At 62.1% G+C, this 17,570-nt stretch carries 12 protein-coding genes and 2 pseudogenes; 5 read left to right on the top strand and 9 right to left on the bottom strand.

Annotated features, from left to right (window positions below; translation table 11 throughout):
* Positions 1-126: 126 nt before the first annotated feature.
* The 4 genes and pseudogenes from NVS89_RS10825 to NVS89_RS10810 all read right to left on the bottom strand — a co-directional run bounded on the left by NVS89_RS10825 (position 127) and on the right by NVS89_RS10810 (position 5,280).
* The gene (locus NVS89_RS10825; protein ID WP_258732748.1) at positions 127-678 is read right to left on the bottom strand and encodes a HEPN domain-containing protein; all 552 of its coding nucleotides are present in this window, start codon (positions 676-678) and stop codon (positions 127-129) included.
* Between the two features lie 95 nt (positions 679-773).
* Positions 774-922 (bottom strand): annotated as a pseudogene (locus NVS89_RS10820) (transposase); the annotation flags it as partial.
* A gap of 136 nt (positions 923-1,058) precedes the next feature.
* On the bottom strand, positions 1,059-2,558 hold the full coding sequence (locus NVS89_RS10815) for an argonaute/piwi family protein (protein ID WP_258732747.1): 1,500 nt from the start codon (positions 2,556-2,558) through the stop codon (positions 1,059-1,061).
* The gene (locus NVS89_RS10810; protein WP_258732745.1) at positions 2,548-5,280 is read right to left on the bottom strand and encodes an SIR2 family protein; all 2,733 of its coding nucleotides are present in this window, start codon (positions 5,278-5,280) and stop codon (positions 2,548-2,550) included. Before NVS89_RS10810 ends, NVS89_RS10815 begins: the two co-directional genes overlap by 11 nt.
* Before the next feature lie 616 nt (positions 5,281-5,896).
* Between NVS89_RS10810 and NVS89_RS10805 the strand changes: the two genes are divergently transcribed.
* The 4 genes from NVS89_RS10805 to NVS89_RS10790 are packed head-to-tail and all read left to right on the top strand — an operon-like array spanning position 5,897 to position 12,852.
* The gene (locus NVS89_RS10805) at positions 5,897-7,558 is read left to right on the top strand and encodes a DNA cytosine methyltransferase (RefSeq protein WP_258732743.1); all 1,662 of its coding nucleotides are present in this window, start codon (positions 5,897-5,899) and stop codon (positions 7,556-7,558) included.
* Positions 7,559-7,594: 36 nt separating this feature from the next.
* Positions 7,595-8,014: a very short patch repair endonuclease gene (locus NVS89_RS10800; protein ID WP_258732741.1), complete on the top strand. Its 420-nt coding sequence runs from the start codon at positions 7,595-7,597 to the stop codon at positions 8,012-8,014.
* 42 nt (positions 8,015-8,056) lie between these two features.
* Entirely contained in the window at positions 8,057-11,149 is a 3,093-nt protein-coding gene (locus NVS89_RS10795) for a helicase C-terminal domain-containing protein (RefSeq protein WP_258732740.1), read from the top strand.
* Positions 11,146-12,852 carry a DUF8724 domain-containing protein gene (locus NVS89_RS10790; RefSeq protein ID WP_258732739.1) on the top strand — a complete coding sequence of 569 codons (1,707 nt, stop codon included), beginning with the start codon at positions 11,146-11,148 and terminating at the stop codon, positions 12,850-12,852. Before NVS89_RS10795 ends, NVS89_RS10790 begins: the two co-directional genes overlap by 4 nt.
* Here the strand turns inward: NVS89_RS10790 and NVS89_RS10785 are convergent.
* Positions 12,839-14,440 carry a nuclease-related domain-containing DEAD/DEAH box helicase gene (locus tag NVS89_RS10785; RefSeq protein ID WP_258732738.1) on the bottom strand — a complete coding sequence of 534 codons (1,602 nt, stop codon included), beginning with the start codon at positions 14,438-14,440 and terminating at the stop codon, positions 12,839-12,841. The genes NVS89_RS10790 and NVS89_RS10785 overlap by 14 nt on opposite strands.
* A 1-nt stretch (position 14,441) precedes the next feature.
* Positions 14,442-15,632, bottom strand: coding sequence for a sigma-70 family RNA polymerase sigma factor (locus NVS89_RS10780; RefSeq protein WP_258732737.1), 1,191 nt, complete (start codon positions 15,630-15,632; stop codon positions 14,442-14,444).
* Between the two features lie 22 nt (positions 15,633-15,654).
* Between NVS89_RS10780 and NVS89_RS10775 the strand changes: the two genes are divergently transcribed.
* Positions 15,655-16,101 (top strand): hypothetical protein, encoded by a 447-nt coding sequence (locus NVS89_RS10775; protein ID WP_258732736.1) that lies wholly within the window; start codon positions 15,655-15,657, stop codon positions 16,099-16,101.
* A gap of 9 nt (positions 16,102-16,110) precedes the next feature.
* Here NVS89_RS10775 and NVS89_RS10770 read toward each other — a convergent pair whose 3' ends face one another.
* The 3 genes and pseudogenes from NVS89_RS10770 to NVS89_RS10760 form a co-directional block, all read right to left on the bottom strand.
* Entirely contained in the window at positions 16,111-16,947 is an 837-nt protein-coding gene (locus NVS89_RS10770) for an SDR family NAD(P)-dependent oxidoreductase (protein WP_258732735.1), read from the bottom strand.
* A complete protein-coding gene (locus NVS89_RS10765; RefSeq protein WP_258732734.1) occupies positions 16,940-17,290 on the bottom strand; it encodes a cytochrome P460 family protein in 351 nt (116 codons plus the stop codon). The genes NVS89_RS10770 and NVS89_RS10765 overlap by 8 nt, the downstream gene beginning before the upstream one ends.
* 11 nt (positions 17,291-17,301) lie before the next feature.
* Positions 17,302-17,570: pseudogene (locus NVS89_RS10760) on the bottom strand (alpha/beta hydrolase); the annotation flags it as partial.

Here is a 17,570-nt window from a genome sequence, read left to right as displayed (position 1 = left end):
CAATTAGGCTAATGCCATAAGAGCCGGCCGCGAAGAGGTCGGCGGGATGCCAGCGCCAGGAACTGACATTGGCTTCGAAGCGGAAAGCGGACACTCTTTCGCGGCCACGAAGACAAGGGCAACCGTTTAGCGGAACCCTTGCACGTGCGCCTCGAATCGGTCCCCGAAAGCCTCCGCAAAATTCCTGAAGTTCTCAATCTTGGCCATCGTCAACGAGTAGTTCGCGTTATCGACGCGCAGATGCGCGTTCCCATGGGCGATGCCGTTCCGGATCTGGTTCAGGTGCCGCAGCTTCTTCTTGATTGCCGCAGTTGGCGTACGCTGCCATGAGAGACCAGCGAAGACGTCGGGAATGCCGATCCGGAGGAAGAGAGCGGTCACATTCTCATCACTTGGGTTTCCCCACATCTTCATCTGCTTCCAGTACGTCTCGAACAGCGGGTCGGTATTGAGACGCTGGTATCTATGCCTGGCCTCAGCCTTGAAGACGTCCTCAACGAAGCTTTGGAGAACCGCGCTCAAGAGGACGATGCAACTTCGATTGAGCGCCGCCCCAACGCGCTCGGCCTGTTGGCTTCCTGCGTTCGACGCCAGCAACCTGGGCGCGCCCCTGCCACCGCCGTGAAGGGCTTTCCGGGCGGCGATAATCTCATCGATGTAATGCAGTTGAAGTGGCATTGAGTCCCCCGACCGTCATGCGAGCTGAAGTGTACGCCTCGGACGGCGGTTCCATGTCCACTTGGACATGAAGATCTCGACCGCTTGTCCTCCTACACGTCCAGGCCGTCAAACCGTGTCTTCCACTTGTAGGTGCTGGCATCGCTGACGCCACGTTTCCGGCACTGCTCCGCGACCGGTACGATGGCCTTATGCTCCTTCAGGAGCCGATAATCTGCTCTTCTGAAAAGCGACTGCGCTTGATGCTCTGGTCCTCTCAGTGGGCCAGAACGAATTTTAATACTCGATTAGCAACGTCAACCAGCCCATCGAGCTCAACGGTAAGTCTGAGTTTAGGGTCATCTTCGGTCGCATCCCGGAACAGCGAAGCGTTACTATCATTAGACAAAATAACGGAACGAAGTTTCGGTGAGATCGTCGTCACCATACTCGTCAAGGATACCGCCGACCCGCCGGGCGAAGGACAAGGACACCGGCCATTTCCCCCGGATATCCGCCGTGTTCCAATTCATCCGAGTGAGGTTCAGAACATCTTGCGCGGCGGCGACGGCGCTCTCTGCACCGAGACAGCGCACCTCGAACGGCTGAGGCACATGCGGGCCCGGGTAGGTGCCGAGTTCCGGCATGAAGCCGGAGGTGAAAAGGTAGGATCGGTCGCTGTTGACCGTGCAGACCGTCCCTACCTTCGGCGGATAAGGGCCGTACCGCAGGAGCCGGAAAAGGCTGGGCACCAAGGTGACCATCGACACGATGGGTGTGTCCTTGAGCGCCGCCGCGAAGCCCGCCTGCTCGGCAACATCGAAGTAGGAAGTTTTGTGCAGCACGACCCGGAGCGGCGCTCCACCTGTTCTCAGCTCGTATTCGGCGAGAACGTTCTGGGCGAGCTCGAACGCCTGTTGCTCGGAGAGGTGCACGTTCCGGCCCTGTTCGGGTTCCACAGGAACGCCGTCTCCGCGGATGGCGAACCCTTCACCGTCGCTCGAGAAGGCTTGAGCCAGGCTGGAACGGACGATGGCGCGCTGCGTCGTTCGGAAGTGATGGAAGCTGATGCCAACAAAGCATGTGTCCGGTCCCGTCGGTGGCAGCCGCCATGGCACGCCCCCGGCCTTGTAGTAGAGGCCGACCGCGAAGTTCCAGGCACGGGTCGCCGGATCCTGATTCTTCACATTGTCGCTGAGTAGGGCGTCCGTGACCAGCTGGATCGGCAATCGGCTCCGTAGCGCGCGCGCCTTGAGCGCCAGCCTGAGGTCCCGCTTCAGGAAGTCCTCGGGCGTCTGCTCGACCTCATCAAGGGTGTCGAACAGGTCTAGCTGACCACTCGGGCGAGCGCGCCGGATTTCCTTGGCGCGCTTACGCTCTATTTCGGTCGCCTTGCGCTCGACGGAGCTGACCTTGCTGAAGACATCGTCGGGAATGCACATCAGCACGATGTCGGGACGGTTCAGGTCGCGCGACGCCAGGCGCGAATGCGCTTCGGCGTAGAGATCGACCACGCGCTGAAAAGCCTGGTAGGCGTCCCCCTGCAAGGCTCGAGCGAGTTCGTCGTGGTTCTCCGAGTTGAGCGCGATCGAGGACGTGTCGGGAGCCACCAGCTTCTTATGAAAAGCCTCCTCGAAGCCGGGAAAAGGCTTCTTGAGCAGGCTGAGTTCACCTAGGATCGGGACCTCCCGACTGCAGCGCTCCAGCCAGCGCCGCGCCGCTCCCACCTGCTCGGCTGGGCCGATGATCCCGACATGGACATGGTCCTTCCGGGCCGACCCGAAGCGCAGGTCGAAAGGACCCGCGGAGAGGAGCCCGACCTTGGGATCGGTGTGCGTGCTCGCGCCGCCGAATTGAAGCCGCGGCGGAGACAGTTCAACGATGGCCAGCTCAATCGACATCGTCGGGCTCACCTTCGCCGGGATCATCCCCGTCCCGGCCCAAGCCCCCTCCGTCCTCTTCGTCGGGCTCGAGCGCGAGCGCTTCCAGCTCGTCGTCGAGCCTCTGGAGGTCCTCGTCGATCTCCGTGTCGCGCTGGGCCAGCTCGTTGAAGGCCGACACGTTGAACGAGATCGTCGGCATGCGATGCGAGAGGAGCACGGACGGGGCGAACCGCGCGAGGTCGTTGTCGGGGCGATGCTCGAGGGCGAACAGGCCCTCGGCCTCGCCGGACAGGATCGCGAGCCAGAACGACACGTCCTGGAGAACACTTGGATTGAAATCGCGCGCCGCGCGCCGGGTGGAGAGCGCGTTGGTCCGCTCCCGGCTAATCGGGTTGCGCAGGCCGTCCCGGGTGAAAGCGTATCCGGGCGTCAGAACGACCGCCCAGTCGCTGCCGAAGCGCAGGACCGAGAAGCTGACTGCCTTGTGCTCGTAGTAGACGATGTCGTCGGAATCGCGCTTCGTGCGCGCCTTGACCACGGTCCGGGTCGCTTTGCGTAGGCGTCCCTGATAGCTGACCTTCAGCTCCGGCTCGTCGCCCCTCGCGAAGTAGGCGCGTCGCCGGTCGTACTCAATCTGTAGACCCTTGGTCTTCAGGTGCTCGAACAGCAGCTCATGAAGCAGCTTCAAGGCGACGGATTCGCCCCCAGGCATTTCGATGAGCTCATTGAAGTCCAACGCCTCGATCTCGCCGGGGTCGAACGGCGTGACCATCACCTCAGCGAGCTCTTCCAAGTCATAGAGGGAGTAGAAGCGGCCGTCGCTCACATGGCCCGGCGGAACCGCCAGACCCTCCGCGGCGCGATAGAAGCTACGGTTGGAACCGGCGCTGGTGGCGGCGTGCCAGACCTTCGCCGGCATGCTCTCGATCGCGATCAGGTTGGAGGAATAGCGGACGGTCTCCTCGGCCATCGGCAGCGCAGTATTAGTGATCTCGTCGACAGCTTCCGGCCGCGCCTCGAGGGTGACCGTGAATCGGGTGTTGTCGGCCGATGGCCCGAAGCTGACTGACCCGTTGTTGTTCACGGTTGCAAGGACCATGTCGGAGAGGCCTGATCCCCGACGGTCCATTTGGCCGCCGCCGTAGAAGAGGTCCGATATGGCGGGGTTTCGATAGCCCTTGATCGGGCTGGTCCGCTCCGCGATCGCGTCCTGGAAGGATTGTCCCGCGACCTGGACCGCGATCTCCTCTATGAGGCCGCCGGGGCTGATGACAGTGATCGACTTGGGTTCGACGACGACCTGGACGGCCTCGTCTCGGTCGTAATCGCGGTGCACGATCGCATTGACGAGCATCTCCTTGATGGCAATGGCGTTGTACGCGTTCACCGTGCGCGACACTTCGGCCTTGAGCCTGAACTGGAAGTTCACCAGCGCCAGAAGGTCGATCAGATCGTCGAGTTGGCTCCAAAGGTTGCCGGTGATGGTCCTCCGGACGGTGAACTCGTCGTCGCGAGCCGTCGGCTCCAGTTCAACGTCCTCGCCGAAGCGGCCCCGCAGCCAGTGGCCAGGGCCCATCGCGCAGAACTCGACTCGGGCCTGAGGGAATTCGACGGAAGGGTTGCGCGAGAACAGCAGCCAACCCGCGAGCGTCGGGGTGACACTCCCACCAACCGGCCGCACTAGGTCGAGCCGGTCGGTCATCTCCTCTACCCAGGCGGCATCGATGTCCCCCGGCCTCCAGAGATCAGTCCGGTCCGCATATTGCCGCAAGCGCGCCTGCAGCAGCGGCTGCTCGAACCCGGACAGGTCGAGGCCGTCGAGCGGCCGCATGTCCGCAGGCATGCCGCCGACGCTGTGGCCGGAAGGCCGACGCGTAGGCCTCGCCCCGGCGGCAATCATGCTGGCCAGCAGATCCTTTTCGAACAAGTCATCGAAACCCCGGATCGGCACGAGCTGGAAGTTGGAGCCGATCGTGGCCGCAAGCTGCTCGACCGAAGGCGAGTGAGGGCCGGCCAAGTCGTTCTCAAGGACGCACCAATAGACGCCGTGCAGGAAGCTGCCCGCCTTGGCCTGAGCTAGGAACAGATCGTTCATGACGGACGCCTCGGCACCCCGATAGCCAACCGTGATGACAGGATGGTCGCGAAGCAACGGCCGCAGGCGTTCGACCAAAAGCGGGTCTAGCGATTGCACCTCGTCGGTCAGGTTCTTATCTGTGTAGTGCTTCACCGATCCATGCAAAAATACGAGCTGTGGATCGTGCGGCGCAGAATTGAACATTACGTAGTCCGCAGGCGTGCTAATGCTGACTAGCCGGTGGGGCCGATTCTGTTGGATCGCTGCCCGTTCGAGGCACCGATCGAAGTTGGTAGTCAAGACGGTCGAAATCCAACCCTGATGCAAGATTTGCGTCAGGGCGACGTACCCCCGTGAAGGCGGTACCTCTGGTGGGTTAATTAGCTTTTCGAAGAACTCTCGACGATCGCTCTTCACTCCTAACAGGTTGTCGATAGCGTCGGGGTAGAGATCGGCAGGGGAGAGCTCCGGCCTGTACCAAGGCTGGGCGGTGAGCCACGGCCAATAGTCGGACCGGCGGATAGTGAAGTCATCCGGATGGCGGCCGTTCTCCTTGCACCACGCCCAGCGCGCCACCTTCTCGACCGTTTTGGCCGCAGCAGGGATGCCGGAAGTGATAGAGGCGCCGGCGCCAAGAAGGAGCACTGGCTCGGAGCTGTCCATCAGTAGCGATCGCAGCCTGGCAGGCGTAGACGTCCGCATGGCGGACGTTCTCCACACTGACCCGGTTTTGGGCACCCCAACTTTATTCATCCACCAGCCCTAGGCGTTATTGCCCTTTACTCGACCGCTCCGAGTCTGCGGATTCGGCGACGTCATTCTTAGGTAACAGAACAGAACGTGAATACGAAGCAAGTCTCGTCGCTTCCAAGCCGTACCGATTGCGGACCTCCACAGCTAAGTTGAGAACGGTCCACCAGCGTTACCGGTCCGAGAAGCTGCCCAAGGGAGGACACGTTAGAATTCGGTTGAGGATCAGCGGCGCCGACAACCACTCGATCGTCGGCGCCAGCAGTCAGCTCTCCATTGCGCCAACAGCTTCCATTGGATGACCTCAGGAAGGCCGGCGCCCGCGCCACAGGGTGGCGGCGCTGCGCGGCATGCCCAAATGGATCCTATGATCGTTCACCTCAAGCCAAGGGCACGACGGCGACCGCTCGAGCGCGCATGCGTGGATAACCACCGATCTGGTGACGGTTTTCGGGATTAGGTGTGACCTTAACCGACTGGATCTTGCAATCCTCCCCGAGTACGGTTGATCTACCGGTCTGGGGGAAAAATGTCCGTCGAACGCGCGCTGAAGGCTATCGACCTTTATTCCGGGATCGGTGGCTGGTCACTCGGACTTCGTCTTGCCGGGATCGAGGTCGTCGCTTCCTACGAGCGTTGGGGACCAGCCAACGAGACCAATTTTAAGAACAACCACCACCAGGCGCAGACGGTGGATATCCGCCGCCTGTCGTTTGCCGACCTACCGGGGGGGATCGACGTTGTGGTTGGCAGCCCGCCCTGCACGGAGTTCTCGTTTTCTAACCGCGGTGGCAATGGCGACTTGGAGGACGGTCTTGAGGACATCATCACCTTCCTCAAGATCGTTGATCACCTGAAACCGAGGATGTGGGCGATGGAGAATGTCCCACGCGTCGCAGCGATCATCGATAAGGAAATGAAGGACGGCGGCCGGCTGCATGCATTTTCCCATTTGGGCATACGGCCCCACATCCTGAACATGGAGGACTTCGGTCTCCCTCAACGGCGGAAGCGCTGCGTGGCAGGGAACTTTGACATGAATCTGCTGCAGGCCTACGTGCCCCGACTGGACCGTTCCACACTCGGAGACGTAATCACTGCACTGAGCCAAGACCCCGTTCGCGATCCGCTATACGGCGTCTCTCTCCCCAAATCACAGCTGGTGGACCACGTTCCCGAGATGCCGCTGAATCCGGAAGAACTCCGGATAAACCGCGCCAACAAGAGGGCCCATGTAGTCTACAACGCCATGCCATTTCCCGATCCAATGGAACGGGCGGTCCGCACCATCACGGCCACCTGCACCCGCGTCTCGCGGGAAAGTATCGTCATCAATCCCCCTGAGGAGCCGGAAAGCGTGCGCCGGCTGACCGTTCGGGAGCGCGCCAGCCTGCAGGGGTTCCCCATCACTTTCCAGTTCTACGGGGCCACCTATGGCCAGAAGCTGCGGATGGTGGGGAACGCGATCCCTCCCGCCTTCAGCTACCTCATGGGCCACGTCTTCCAAGGCACCGAGGCCGAGGTGCTGCCGGTGCTTTCTAGCCATTCCGAGCGTCTTTCGGCACCCAAGCCTATGCCGGTTCTGACACCGCCGCATCAACCAGGCTCCACATACCCTTCCCACCGGAGCTTCCGCTTCGCGATCCAAAGCCTACAGCTGAAGAGTGGGGTCAGGTTTGAGCTACGCAACCGGATCGTGGATAGCACCGCCGATTGGGCCGTTGACTTCTACTTCGGCACCTCAAAGGACATCATTGCGGTGCCGATGGACGGCGCCTTGCTCATCCGATTGTTGAAGGTGGTCACGACGGGTCTGCGTCCGAAGGTTGAAGCCGTGCTTTCGGGCGTTTCTACCTACGTGACCGAAGCAGATATCGAAAACATGCAGCGGGTCTGGACCCACAGAGGCGTGGGCGGCACCCGTCCGTTCATGCTGCTCGACGAACTTGACAGGGCCGGGACGCGCTTGATCGAAGTGCTTCAACCGGAGCCCATGGTGGCGGCCGCGGTTGTCGATGCGGCGATAAGCTTGGTGTTCGGCGACGACAAGCCGTTGGTGGGCTTGGCCAAGCTTGTGCGAAATGCGCCTTTGATTGCGGCGGGTCTCCTTGTCGGATCGACCGTGAATTCGACGATCCGAGCACGCGTCCGCTCAACGGCTGGCCGTTCCGCTATTGCTCGGTCGCACTGAGACCATTCGGGGCGTGACGTGTGGTAGCCTGTTGGAATGGCCGACCGGATCACCACTGCGCAGCGCAGCAAGCTCATGGGACGTATCCGGCGGTCGGACACCAAGCCAGAGCTGGTCATTCGTCGAATGCTTCACGGCCTGGGATACCGCTTCCGGGTCCAATTGAAGGGTGTTCCCGGCCGCCCGGATCTGGCGTTCACTCGGCGGCGCAAGATCATCCAGGTACATGGCTGCTTCTGGCATTTTCATGAGGGCTGTCCGTCTGCTCGGATGCCGACCACGCGCACGGAATTCTGGGCGGCGAAGTTCGCCCGGAATCGAGAACGCGACCGTCGTCTAGAGGAAGACGCTACTGAGGCCGGATGGCAGAGCCTGATCGTCTGGGAATGCGAGCTGAAGGACATTGGGAGGCTGCAGGTCAAGCTCGCCGATTTCCTTGGACCGGCCCGCCTATAGAGCTGATATCAATCGCGGCTAGACAGTTCTCGGGGGCGGAACATGGTGCACGAATTCATCGAAGCAGCTGACGATGAAGCCGTCCGCTACCGGGTCGCGGAGCGGTTCGTCCGCTGGTTGGAGCACCGGGTCCAAGTCGAAGCCCGAGGCGATGAAGTCTCTTTCTCGCCCGTCGACCCCACCGGCCGGTTCTGGCTGGGTCGCCTCGGTCCCAAGGACTTCGTCACCTTGGCTGATGAACGACAGGACCGCCTTGAGCCATGTGCAATCGGGCTGCGGCTGAGACCGGCGGACGCGGGGCCATGGCGCTTCACCGTCCACATCGGCTTCGTGCTCTGGCGCCGGCGCCGGGCTGACGAGGGCAGCGGCTTTCGCTGGGCTTGGGACAAGTCCGAACGCATCGAGGTCTCGCTGGACCTCAACACCCCGCACGTGGTCGGTGACAAGGTGCATGGCGCCGATATCTTCGACACCGCCTTCATAGCGGCGGGCGTCCCATCGCTCTCCGCTGAGATCAGGACGAGGGTTTCAGATCGCGGCGGCTATCCCACCCTGGAGGTGACCTTCGTCAACACCAGCCCCGAGGACGAAGACCTGGCCGATGGTCGGTTCTTCGAAGCGGAGCTGTCGGTTGAAGGTTTCCTCCGCATGCCCTTCGAACTTGAGACCCTGCCTGACAGCTTCCGGTTCAACCGCGACGTGGAAGCCTACGGCATCAACTGTGGCGTCGTCGTTGATGACGATGGTCGCATCCGGACGAGTGACGGCCCGGCCAAGGACCGCGCCCGACCAGAGTTCTGGCCATCGGACGAACCAGAACCGAGCATGGACTTCGATGCGCTCGCCGCTGATCCGGTGACCACCGCTCAAGATTTGCTGCGGATCTTCGGTGCTTGGGGGGACCGAGTCTGGAGCGAAGGCGCATTGGCTGCACGCGCTGCCGGAGAGGGGTGGTCCGACGGGATGCGCGCCGAGGCCGCTAAAGCTCGGGGTGAATTCGAGACTGAGATCAAACGCATCCGCGAAGGCGCTGGGCTACTGGCGACCGATGAGCAGCTTCGGACAGCTTTCCGTCTGATGAATCGCGCCATGGCGATTTCGGCACGCGGGCGGTACACGAAGTGGCGTCCGTTCCAGTTTGCCTTCCTCCTAGCGAATCTCCGTTGCTTGGTCGACCGGGCCGACGAAAGCGGCATTGTCGACATCGTGTGGTTTGCCACCGGCGGCGGAAAGACCGAGACCTATCTGGGACTGCTGCTAACCGCCGCCTTCCTGGATCGGATGCGAGGGAAGCTCTCCGGGGTCACAGCCTGGTCCCGCTTCCCGCTCAGGATGTTGTCCCTCCAGCAGACCCAGCGTTTTGCCAATGCGCTAGCCGCCGCGGAGTTGGTCCGGCGCGACGTTGGGATCACGGGCGACCCGTTCTCCCTCGGCTTCCTCGTCGGCGGCGGCGCCACGCCGAATCGCATCAAGAAGGAGAGCCAGCGGGCGAACGAAGACGCGGACAAGATCGAGGAGATGGAGAACCCCTTCAAGCTCCTGGATGCATGTCCGTTCTGCCGGGAGCGGAGCGTCACCACCAGCTTCGATCGCGCACTCTGGAGGCTGGACCATCGGTGCGGAAATGCCAGTTGCCCTATGGCCGGCGAAGCACTGCCGATCCACGTGGTCGACGATGAGATTTGGAGGTTCCTCCCGACCATCGTCATCGGTACGCTCGACAAGGCAGCCAACATCTCCCGTCACACAGGCATGCGTGGCCTCGTTGGTGCGCCGATGGGCAAATGCTCAAGACCGGGACACGGCTATACCTACGCCAAGCGGACTGAGTTCCCCACTGGCTGCTTGGTTCCGGATTGCAAGGCAGCTTCGTCGGCGTTGCCGATGGCGGCCGATCTCTTCCCGCCGAGCTTTCGCCTACAGGACGAGCTACACCTCTTGCGCGACAGCCTTGGGGCCGTCGATGCGCATTATGAGTGCGCCATGGACGGCATCCAGGAGGAGTTGTCCGGACAGAAGCCGAAAATCCTGGCATCCTCGGCGACACTATCTGGGTACTTGAAGCAGGTAGATGTCCTTTACCGCCGGGAAGCCCGAGTCTTCCCGCAGTTGCCGCCGTCGGATGGCGCAGGCTTCTGGGCGGCGGACTCGGACAGGCTCATGCGTCGATACGTGGCATTTGCTCCTCGCCGTCTGACCGTGGAGTTCGTCGTCGACCGTCTAATCGTGACGCTGCAATCGGCGATCCGCCGACTGGTGCATGAGCCCAATAAGTTATTCGACGAGCTTGGGGTCGATCCCAGCTACGCGGACTTCCTGATCGACTTGTACGGAACCAACGTCGTCTACGGGAATACCTTGCAGGACATCGACGCCGTAGTTCGCTCGTCGGAGACGCAGTACGCCGAGCTCACGCCGCCGCCCAATGTGGAGACCCTGACCGGTCGGACGGATTTCGAGGACGTCCGTAAGACTCTCGACCGGCTTGAGCATCCCGAGGCAGACTTTGATCAGCGCCTCCACCTGATCGCCGCTTCCTCGATGATGTCCCATGGCGTCGATATCGACCGGCTCAACGTGATGATCATGTTGGCCTTTCCGTTGGGCGTCGCCGAGTTCATCCAGGCGACGGCGCGTGTCGGCCGCAGGTGGCCGGCCTTGGTGATCGTTGTGCCGAAGATGACCCGTGAGCGGGACGCAAGCGTCTATCGTGCCTTTCCGCAATTCGTGTCGCACGGAGATCGATTCGTCGAACCGATCCCCATCACCCGTAAAAGCCGCCGCGTCCTCGAAAGGACGATTTCGGGGTTGGAGCTTGCCCGCATCACGCTGGTGCATGAGCCTGCCACGGGAGACCGGATCACCACTATCAAGGCGCTCAACAACGTGGTCCGGCAAAGGCCTGATCTCCTCCAGCAGGATGAGGCGGCGATCGCGGCGGAGCTCGGCTTGACTGAGGACGACGAGTTCATTTGCGACCAGTTGCACCGCTGGTTTGAGATGTTCGAACGCAATATGAGGGAGCCCCCGGCCGACTCCCGGTTCCCATCCGACTTATCTCCGACTGGTCAGCCCATGACCTCGTTGCGGGATGTTGAGGAACAGGCGCCAGTCAAGGGAGACAGCACACGATGAGGGAATATCGCAGTGCGTCCCAGATTCTCTTCGGCCATCTGCCGGAGCAGACGGTTGACGCAGATGGGGGCATCTGGAAAGTCAAGCGCTGGAACGACCCTAAGGCAGAGTCGACGATCGACACGGGTGCCCTCCGGGAGGAGTTGATCCGAGCGGCGTCGCCTTGGCGCGATAACGCACAGGACGGCGGCTTTGTCGATGACCTCTACCAGCAGCGTCCCGTCCGGGTCCGATCGCTCAACAAGGACGAGGGCATCTGGTGCGAACCATTCCCGCGTCTCTATCTCTGCCAGACTTGCAAGCGCCTGCACGATGATCCCATGGGCCGATGCGAATGCGGTTCACGTCGCCGAAGGGGGCAGCTCCCGTTCGTCGGATATCACGATGCCTGTGGGTCCATAAAGACGCCCTACGTCCGGAAGTGCCCGAGGCACGGCCAGAGAGCGGTCCGATTCCCAGGGACAGCCTCGGCTGCGGAACTGATCTTCTACTGCCCCGTCTGCAATGACGTGATCCATCGTGGATTTGGCGCAGCGTGCGACTGCGACCAGGGCGGGGCGCTGTCGTTTACGGTCCACCGATCCGGCACGGTCTTCAAACCGCGCGGCATCAGCATGATCAATCCCCCGAAGCGCGAGATCTTGACCCAAATCGAGCAAGCAGGAGGCGGGGAACGCGCCCTTGAGTGGGTGCTATCCGGGATGGCTGGACGCCGATTGACCGACTCGGCGCCGGCGCAGAGCCCCGAGTCGATCCGACGGCTGCTTGAGGAACGTGGATTCGACGCAGCGACGATCGACGCGATGGTCGCCGCAATGCCCGCTGGGCCTGCCGTTCAGGCGGTTGGGCCAGCCCTTCCGACGTTGATCCGCGGCGTGGCGGAACGGGAAGCTCGACAGATCGCGCTGGCCACGTTCGAGAGCCGTATCACGATCCCGGACCTGCTTGGACGTGCAGAGACTGCGTCTGTGCGGTCGTTGTATGAGACTGCGTACCCTTCATCGCTCGCGCGGGCAGGCTTGGGGCGCGTCGAGCTCATCGATAGGTTCCCTGTTCTAACTGCGCAGTTCGGCTACACCCGCGGTCCCTCGGCAGCCGGTGAGGGGCGGCTAAGGACCTATCGCGATCCGAATGGCGACTACACGGTCTATGGTGAACTCGCCCAGACCGAGGCCTTGTTCCTCCGTCTAGACCCGGTGAAGGTACATGCTTGGCTAATCGAGCTTGGCCTACCTATCGCCCCTGCTAGGGACGCTCGGGCAGCTGCTTCTGCGATCGTCTCGGCCATGGGGCCACCGGAAGCGCCGACGGACATGACCGTCCGGGTGACCGAGCTGGTTCACTCCTATTCCCACGCATTCATCAAGCGCGCTGCCGTGTTCGCCGGGATTGAGCGTAGCTCACTGTCCGAACTCGTACTGCCAACTGCGCTTTCGTTTTTTGTCTATGCGGCGGCGCGGGGTGATTTTGTACTGGGCGGTTTGCAGGCCCTGTTCGAGACCGAGCTCCATCATCTTCTGAACGGCCTAGTCGAGGACGAGCACCGGTGTGCGCTGGACCCGGGGTGCGAAGACACCGGAGCGGCATGCGCGGTGTGCCTTCACCTCGGTGAGCCTTCGTGCCGAATGTTCAACACCGCCCTGTCGCGCAAGGCCTTGGCGGGCGGCGCTGGCTACTTCGACATCACGGCTACGGCCAGTTGACCGCATTTCTCGTCGCTTGGGAGCCGACGACCGCCAGCAGCGACCGCGCCCGGCTGATACCGACATAGGCTTGCGCTTGGTGGGCAGGCCCCTTGTTCTCAGCAAGGGCGAGGACGACCGCGGCGGCATCCAGTCCCTTGAAGCGGGAGATGCTTTCGACCGGCACGCCCCGGCTACCCCAGCGCCCGAAGGAATAGGCGCCGATTGACCTTTCGCGCAGCCGGTTCGCCAAGGCCGCATCCTCGCAGAGCACCACGATGCTGACCGGTGTCAGACCTTCGTCAAGCAGGCGCTCGACCGATGCGATGACGTCGGACTCCCGTGGAGCACCATTGGTGACCCGCCAGATCGGCTGAGGTCCGATGACGCCCCTGTCCTTACAGATCGTAGCAATCGTCGCGGCCACGCGCTCGGCGATCGGCCGGGTGTTCCGCATGTTCCGGGTGAGCTCGTAGACGAACGCATGCCGCGAATCTGTCGACCACGCCCGCGCCCAGATGTCCTGTCGGGGGTCCGCAAACTCAAAGAAAGGAGCGTCCTTGTCTGTGCCGATAAGGCAGCGCAGAGCATCCAGCCATAGCGGCGAGAAGTCCTGCGCCTCGTCCACAACAACCGCGTCGAACGACGTATCGGTCGTGGCGCAGGCTTCAATCAATAGTTCGGGCGCTTTCTGTTCCCACCAGCCTGCATTCCTCTGCGCCGGGACAGGAAGACGGGCCTTAGCAGCCTCGGCCAGACAGATGGAATGGAACGTGCCGGCAGTTAGCGCTGGTGGGGACGCGGTTCGCCGTGCCAAATCGGCGCCTAGCAGCTCGTTGTAGCAGACCAACAGGGTGCGGAAGCCATCCTTCGCCAGCTGCTGCGCCCGGGCGACGGCGAGTATGGTCTTGCCGGTGCCGGCGCCACCGAGGATGAGCCCGCCGCGGCTTGCCCGCAGACCAGCGAATGCCTCCACCTGATCGGCGGTGAACAGGAGCAGTTCCTTCTCGGCCTCTGCGAGCTTCCCAGCGAGATTGGGAGTGACAGATACGGTTGGAGCGAGGAGACCGACGAGCTTCGTCACGTCATGGACCGCGAGCTTGGCCTCCAGGCTCCAGTGTTCAAAACACCTATCGATTGTGGCAGCGATCGCATCTAGATCAGGCTTGGCGAAACTGATTGCAGGAGGGCCCGCCGGGCCGACGTTCGGCAGAGCCGCCATGTGGGGAAACGCCACCGCGTGGCCGATTCGGACCCTTCCAGCCAGACCGCGTTCCTTCAGCCAACCCAGGAGTGCGTGTTTCGAGTCCGTCGCCTGCTCGTATGGGTTCTTGATGTCGTTCCGCTCGCCGCGCCGATTGATTGACGACCAGCGGCCCTCATGGATTTCAATACCCCCACCCTTGACCTCAAGTACGAGCAGACCCCTCTTAGGGTGGAGGACCACGAAGTCGGCTTCGCCGTCACCCTGCCGTCCGCCCCGCCGCGACTGCCAGCTTACGTGATGAAGTACAATCCAATCGTCCGGCAGCCGGCGGAGAGCGATTGCTACCCGACGTTCGGAATCCTCTGACGGTTCTTCTTCCCCAAGTCCGACGTAACGGGCCATCTCAGGTGTCCAGGAAGTCCCGGAGATGTCGGCTCCTGCTTGGATGCTTCAGCTTACGCAGAGCCTTTTCCTCAATCTGGCGAATCCGTTCGCGCGTCACGTTGTATTCGTCGCCGATGCTTTGAAGGGTGCGATCATGATCCAGGCCGACGCCGAAACGCATCCGTAGGATGCGTTCCTCCCGCGGCGTGAGGGTGGAGAGCAGGTCCTTGAATCGTTCCTCCAGCTCGCGTTGCGAGAGGATGTCGAACTGGGACGGACCTTGGTCCGGCACGACCGATAGCAGAGTGACGTCCTCTGCGATAAGCGAGTCGCCCTCGGCGACCTCCGTCGCCTGTACGCGCCACAGCAACTTCATCAAACGCTCACGCTCGATCCCCAATGCATCAGCGAGTTCGTCCTCGGTCGGCGGCCTGCCGTTGGCGAAGGTAAGCTTCGATCGAGCCCGCCGAATCTTGACCAGCTTCTCATGCAGATGCACCGGCAGTCGGACGATGCGGTCCTCATCTGCGATGGCGCGTTCCATGCGCTGCTCGATCCACCACGTCGCGTAGGTCTTGAACCGGAACCCGCGCTCTGGATCGTAGAGCTCAACGGCCCGAAGGAGCCCGATCACGCCCTCCTGCTTCAGGTCATCGGTCGCGATGTACCTGTGTTCACCGCGACGTCGGGCAAGCATCTCCACGTAACGGAGGTTCGACGCGACGAAAGCGCCCCGAGCCATCTCCGCGTCCCGTTTAACACGTCGGACGTAATCCGCGTCCAGACGTGACGTATCGTGTGGTAGCTGGGCTGCAAGCTGGATGCGGCGGCCCAGTTCACGCTCTTCGGCGTGGGTGAGATAACGGACCTTCCGCTTAGAGCCGGCGTACTCGGCTGCGTCGTCGTCGACAGGGACGTCCTCATCGTCTTCGACGATGGCGCAGCCTGCGCCCACTAGATGACCTTCGACCTCGATGCATTCCGCGATGGAAAGCTGCTTGCGGAGATAGGTGCGATTGATGTCACTGCGCTTGAGATGTCCGTCACCCCGTTCGGCGTCAGCAGCGAGTGATTTGAAGACCCGCTCGATGAGATCGGGGCGGACTAGGTCGGCAGATGGCTCGGCGACGTTGGAAACTGCAACGAAGTCGTCGGACGCCTCGGCGGCGTCTTCGTCATCTTCCCATTCCTCTCCGGCCGATTCTTGCACGCCGCCCCCCGCCGGAGGAACAGTGATCAGCGAGTTCCCCCGATTTACTCGTGGTTGTATGAGAGCGCTGGATTACCTGCGAGGCAAGGGCGTTCTTTTCATCGATGCCAAAAACCGGACCTTCCCAAGCGCCGCTATGGGTCAACACCAGCCGGTCGCCAGCCTGCATCGCCCGAAAACCCCATGCGCGCGTTTTCGCCAAACCACCCAATTCGGCAGGGTTTTTCGGCTGCTTTCCCAGCTGGATTTGCCCAGGTCGTGGCGCGCCTCGACGAAGCGGCGCAAAACACCTGTTATTCGTCACCTGGCAACCCTCGCGACAGGTGCAAGACCTTTGGCGAAAGCCGCATCTGATGCTGACCCAAAGGGCATCCGACAGCTGTCGACTTTTCGGTCGGCCAACGAGGTGTCGAAAGGACATCGGATCGTCGCCGATTCTACGTCGTATGTTGGGGTGCGCTGCGAATGACGGACGCGTTCAATCGTCTTCCAAAAAGTCCGTCGACAGGCTCAGTTCCCGCCAGCGCAGCATGGCGTCACAACGTTCGCGATCAGCTTTGAGGATCGCAGCATAGGCGTCGCTGCCAAGGGCCAGTCGTAACGGCGGCTCCCGTGTTGCCGTAAGGGCAAGTATGGCGGCAGCAGCGCGAGCGGGGTCGCCCGGTTGCTGACCGTCATAGTCGCGCTGCATCCGGGCGGCCGCACCGACCACGGCACCATACTCCTCGCGCCCTTGATTGATCCGCGTAGAAGCGCCGGCGAAATCCGTGCGGAAGCCGCCGGGTTCTATGATGGTGACGGAGACGCCAATCAGAGCCATTTCTCGCGCCAGCACCTCCGAGAAGCCCTCGACGCCCCATTTGGCGGCAGAATAGGCTGCCCGCCCCGGCGCACCGATACGCCCACCAACCGAAGAGAACTGGATAATGTGACCAGATCGCTGCTGACGCAGGATCGGGATCATCGCCTTGGTGACGATGATCGTACCAAACAAATTTGTCTCTATCTGTTGCCGGAAATCGGCCAGCGTCGTGTCTTCGACCGAGCCGATATTGCCATAGCCGGCATTGTTCACAACCACGTCGATGCGCCCGAAGTCGGAGAGGGCCGCATCGACGGCCATTTGTGCCGCTGCCGGGTCGGTGACATCGAGAGCGATCGGCAGGATGGATGTACCGTAAGCATGCACAAGATCGTGCAGGGCGTCGGGGTTACGGGCTGTCGCGACCACGCGATAGTTGTCGCGCAGGGCTGCCTCGACGATCGCATGGCCGATACCACGTGTGCTGCCGGTAACGAACCAGACCTTAGACATGTTTGAATGCTCCTCGTTCGAAAGACGAGACTTGTGCGACCCTCGGGTTGAGGGCGGCGAAGGCGAAGGGGAAATCAGGCCCAACTAGGGTGCGAAGCGGGCCGGATCGATAGGCGTCGATGGCCGTGTCATTGGCAACGACGGCGCGCAGTTCATTGATCGGTGCCGCCTCCAGAGCCGGCGCCACGAGTGCCCAGCGCCGATAGCCATCGGGAATGGTCACACCATAGTTGGGTGACGCGTTCGGTTGGGACGCTTCCTTAGGCGCGATCAACCCGAGAGCCATCCCCGGCGCCAGAACAGCAGCGACGCAACCCAGCAAGATGATCCTCCTGCTTTTCATGGCCCTTCCTTTTACAGCTGCGCCACATCGAGGATCGCCTGTGCAAAGGGCTGCGGCGCCTCCTGCGGAAGGTTGTGGCCGATGCTGCCGGTAATCAGCCGGAACTGGTATTTGCCCGTGAACTTCCCGGCATAGGCGGCAGGCTCGGGATGTGGCGCGCCGTTCGCGTCGCCCTCCATGGTGATGGTGGGTACGCCTATGGAAGGGAAGGTCGCGAGCCTTGCCTCGATGTCGTTGTACCTAGTCTCTCCGGGGGCGAGGCCGAGCCGCCAGCGATAGT

Source organism: Ancylobacter mangrovi (genome assembly GCF_024752355.1).
Taxonomy (GTDB): domain Bacteria; phylum Pseudomonadota; class Alphaproteobacteria; order Rhizobiales; family Xanthobacteraceae; genus Ancylobacter; species Ancylobacter mangrovi.
This window is presented reverse-complemented; position numbering and strand designations above follow the sequence as displayed.

Coding starts and splice junctions, on each gene's coding strand:
- NVS89_RS10825 (WP_258732748.1), bottom strand. CDS start 678: ATGCCACTTCAACTGCATTACATCGATGAGATTATCGCCGCCCGGAAA.
- NVS89_RS10815 (WP_258732747.1), bottom strand. CDS start 2,558: ATGTCGATTGAGCTGGCCATCGTTGAACTGTCTCCGCCGCGGCTTCAA.
- NVS89_RS10810 (WP_258732745.1), bottom strand. CDS start 5,280: ATGGACAGCTCCGAGCCAGTGCTCCTTCTTGGCGCCGGCGCCTCTATC.
- NVS89_RS10805 (WP_258732743.1), top strand. CDS start 5,897: ATGTCCGTCGAACGCGCGCTGAAGGCTATCGACCTTTATTCCGGGATC.
- NVS89_RS10800 (WP_258732741.1), top strand. CDS start 7,595: ATGGCCGACCGGATCACCACTGCGCAGCGCAGCAAGCTCATGGGACGT.
- NVS89_RS10795 (WP_258732740.1), top strand. CDS start 8,057: ATGGTGCACGAATTCATCGAAGCAGCTGACGATGAAGCCGTCCGCTAC.
- NVS89_RS10790 (WP_258732739.1), top strand. CDS start 11,146: ATGAGGGAATATCGCAGTGCGTCCCAGATTCTCTTCGGCCATCTGCCG.
- NVS89_RS10785 (WP_258732738.1), bottom strand. CDS start 14,440: ATGGCCCGTTACGTCGGACTTGGGGAAGAAGAACCGTCAGAGGATTCC.
- NVS89_RS10770 (WP_258732735.1), bottom strand. CDS start 16,947: ATGTCTAAGGTCTGGTTCGTTACCGGCAGCACACGTGGTATCGGCCAT.
- NVS89_RS10765 (WP_258732734.1), bottom strand. CDS start 17,290: ATGAAAAGCAGGAGGATCATCTTGCTGGGTTGCGTCGCTGCTGTTCTG.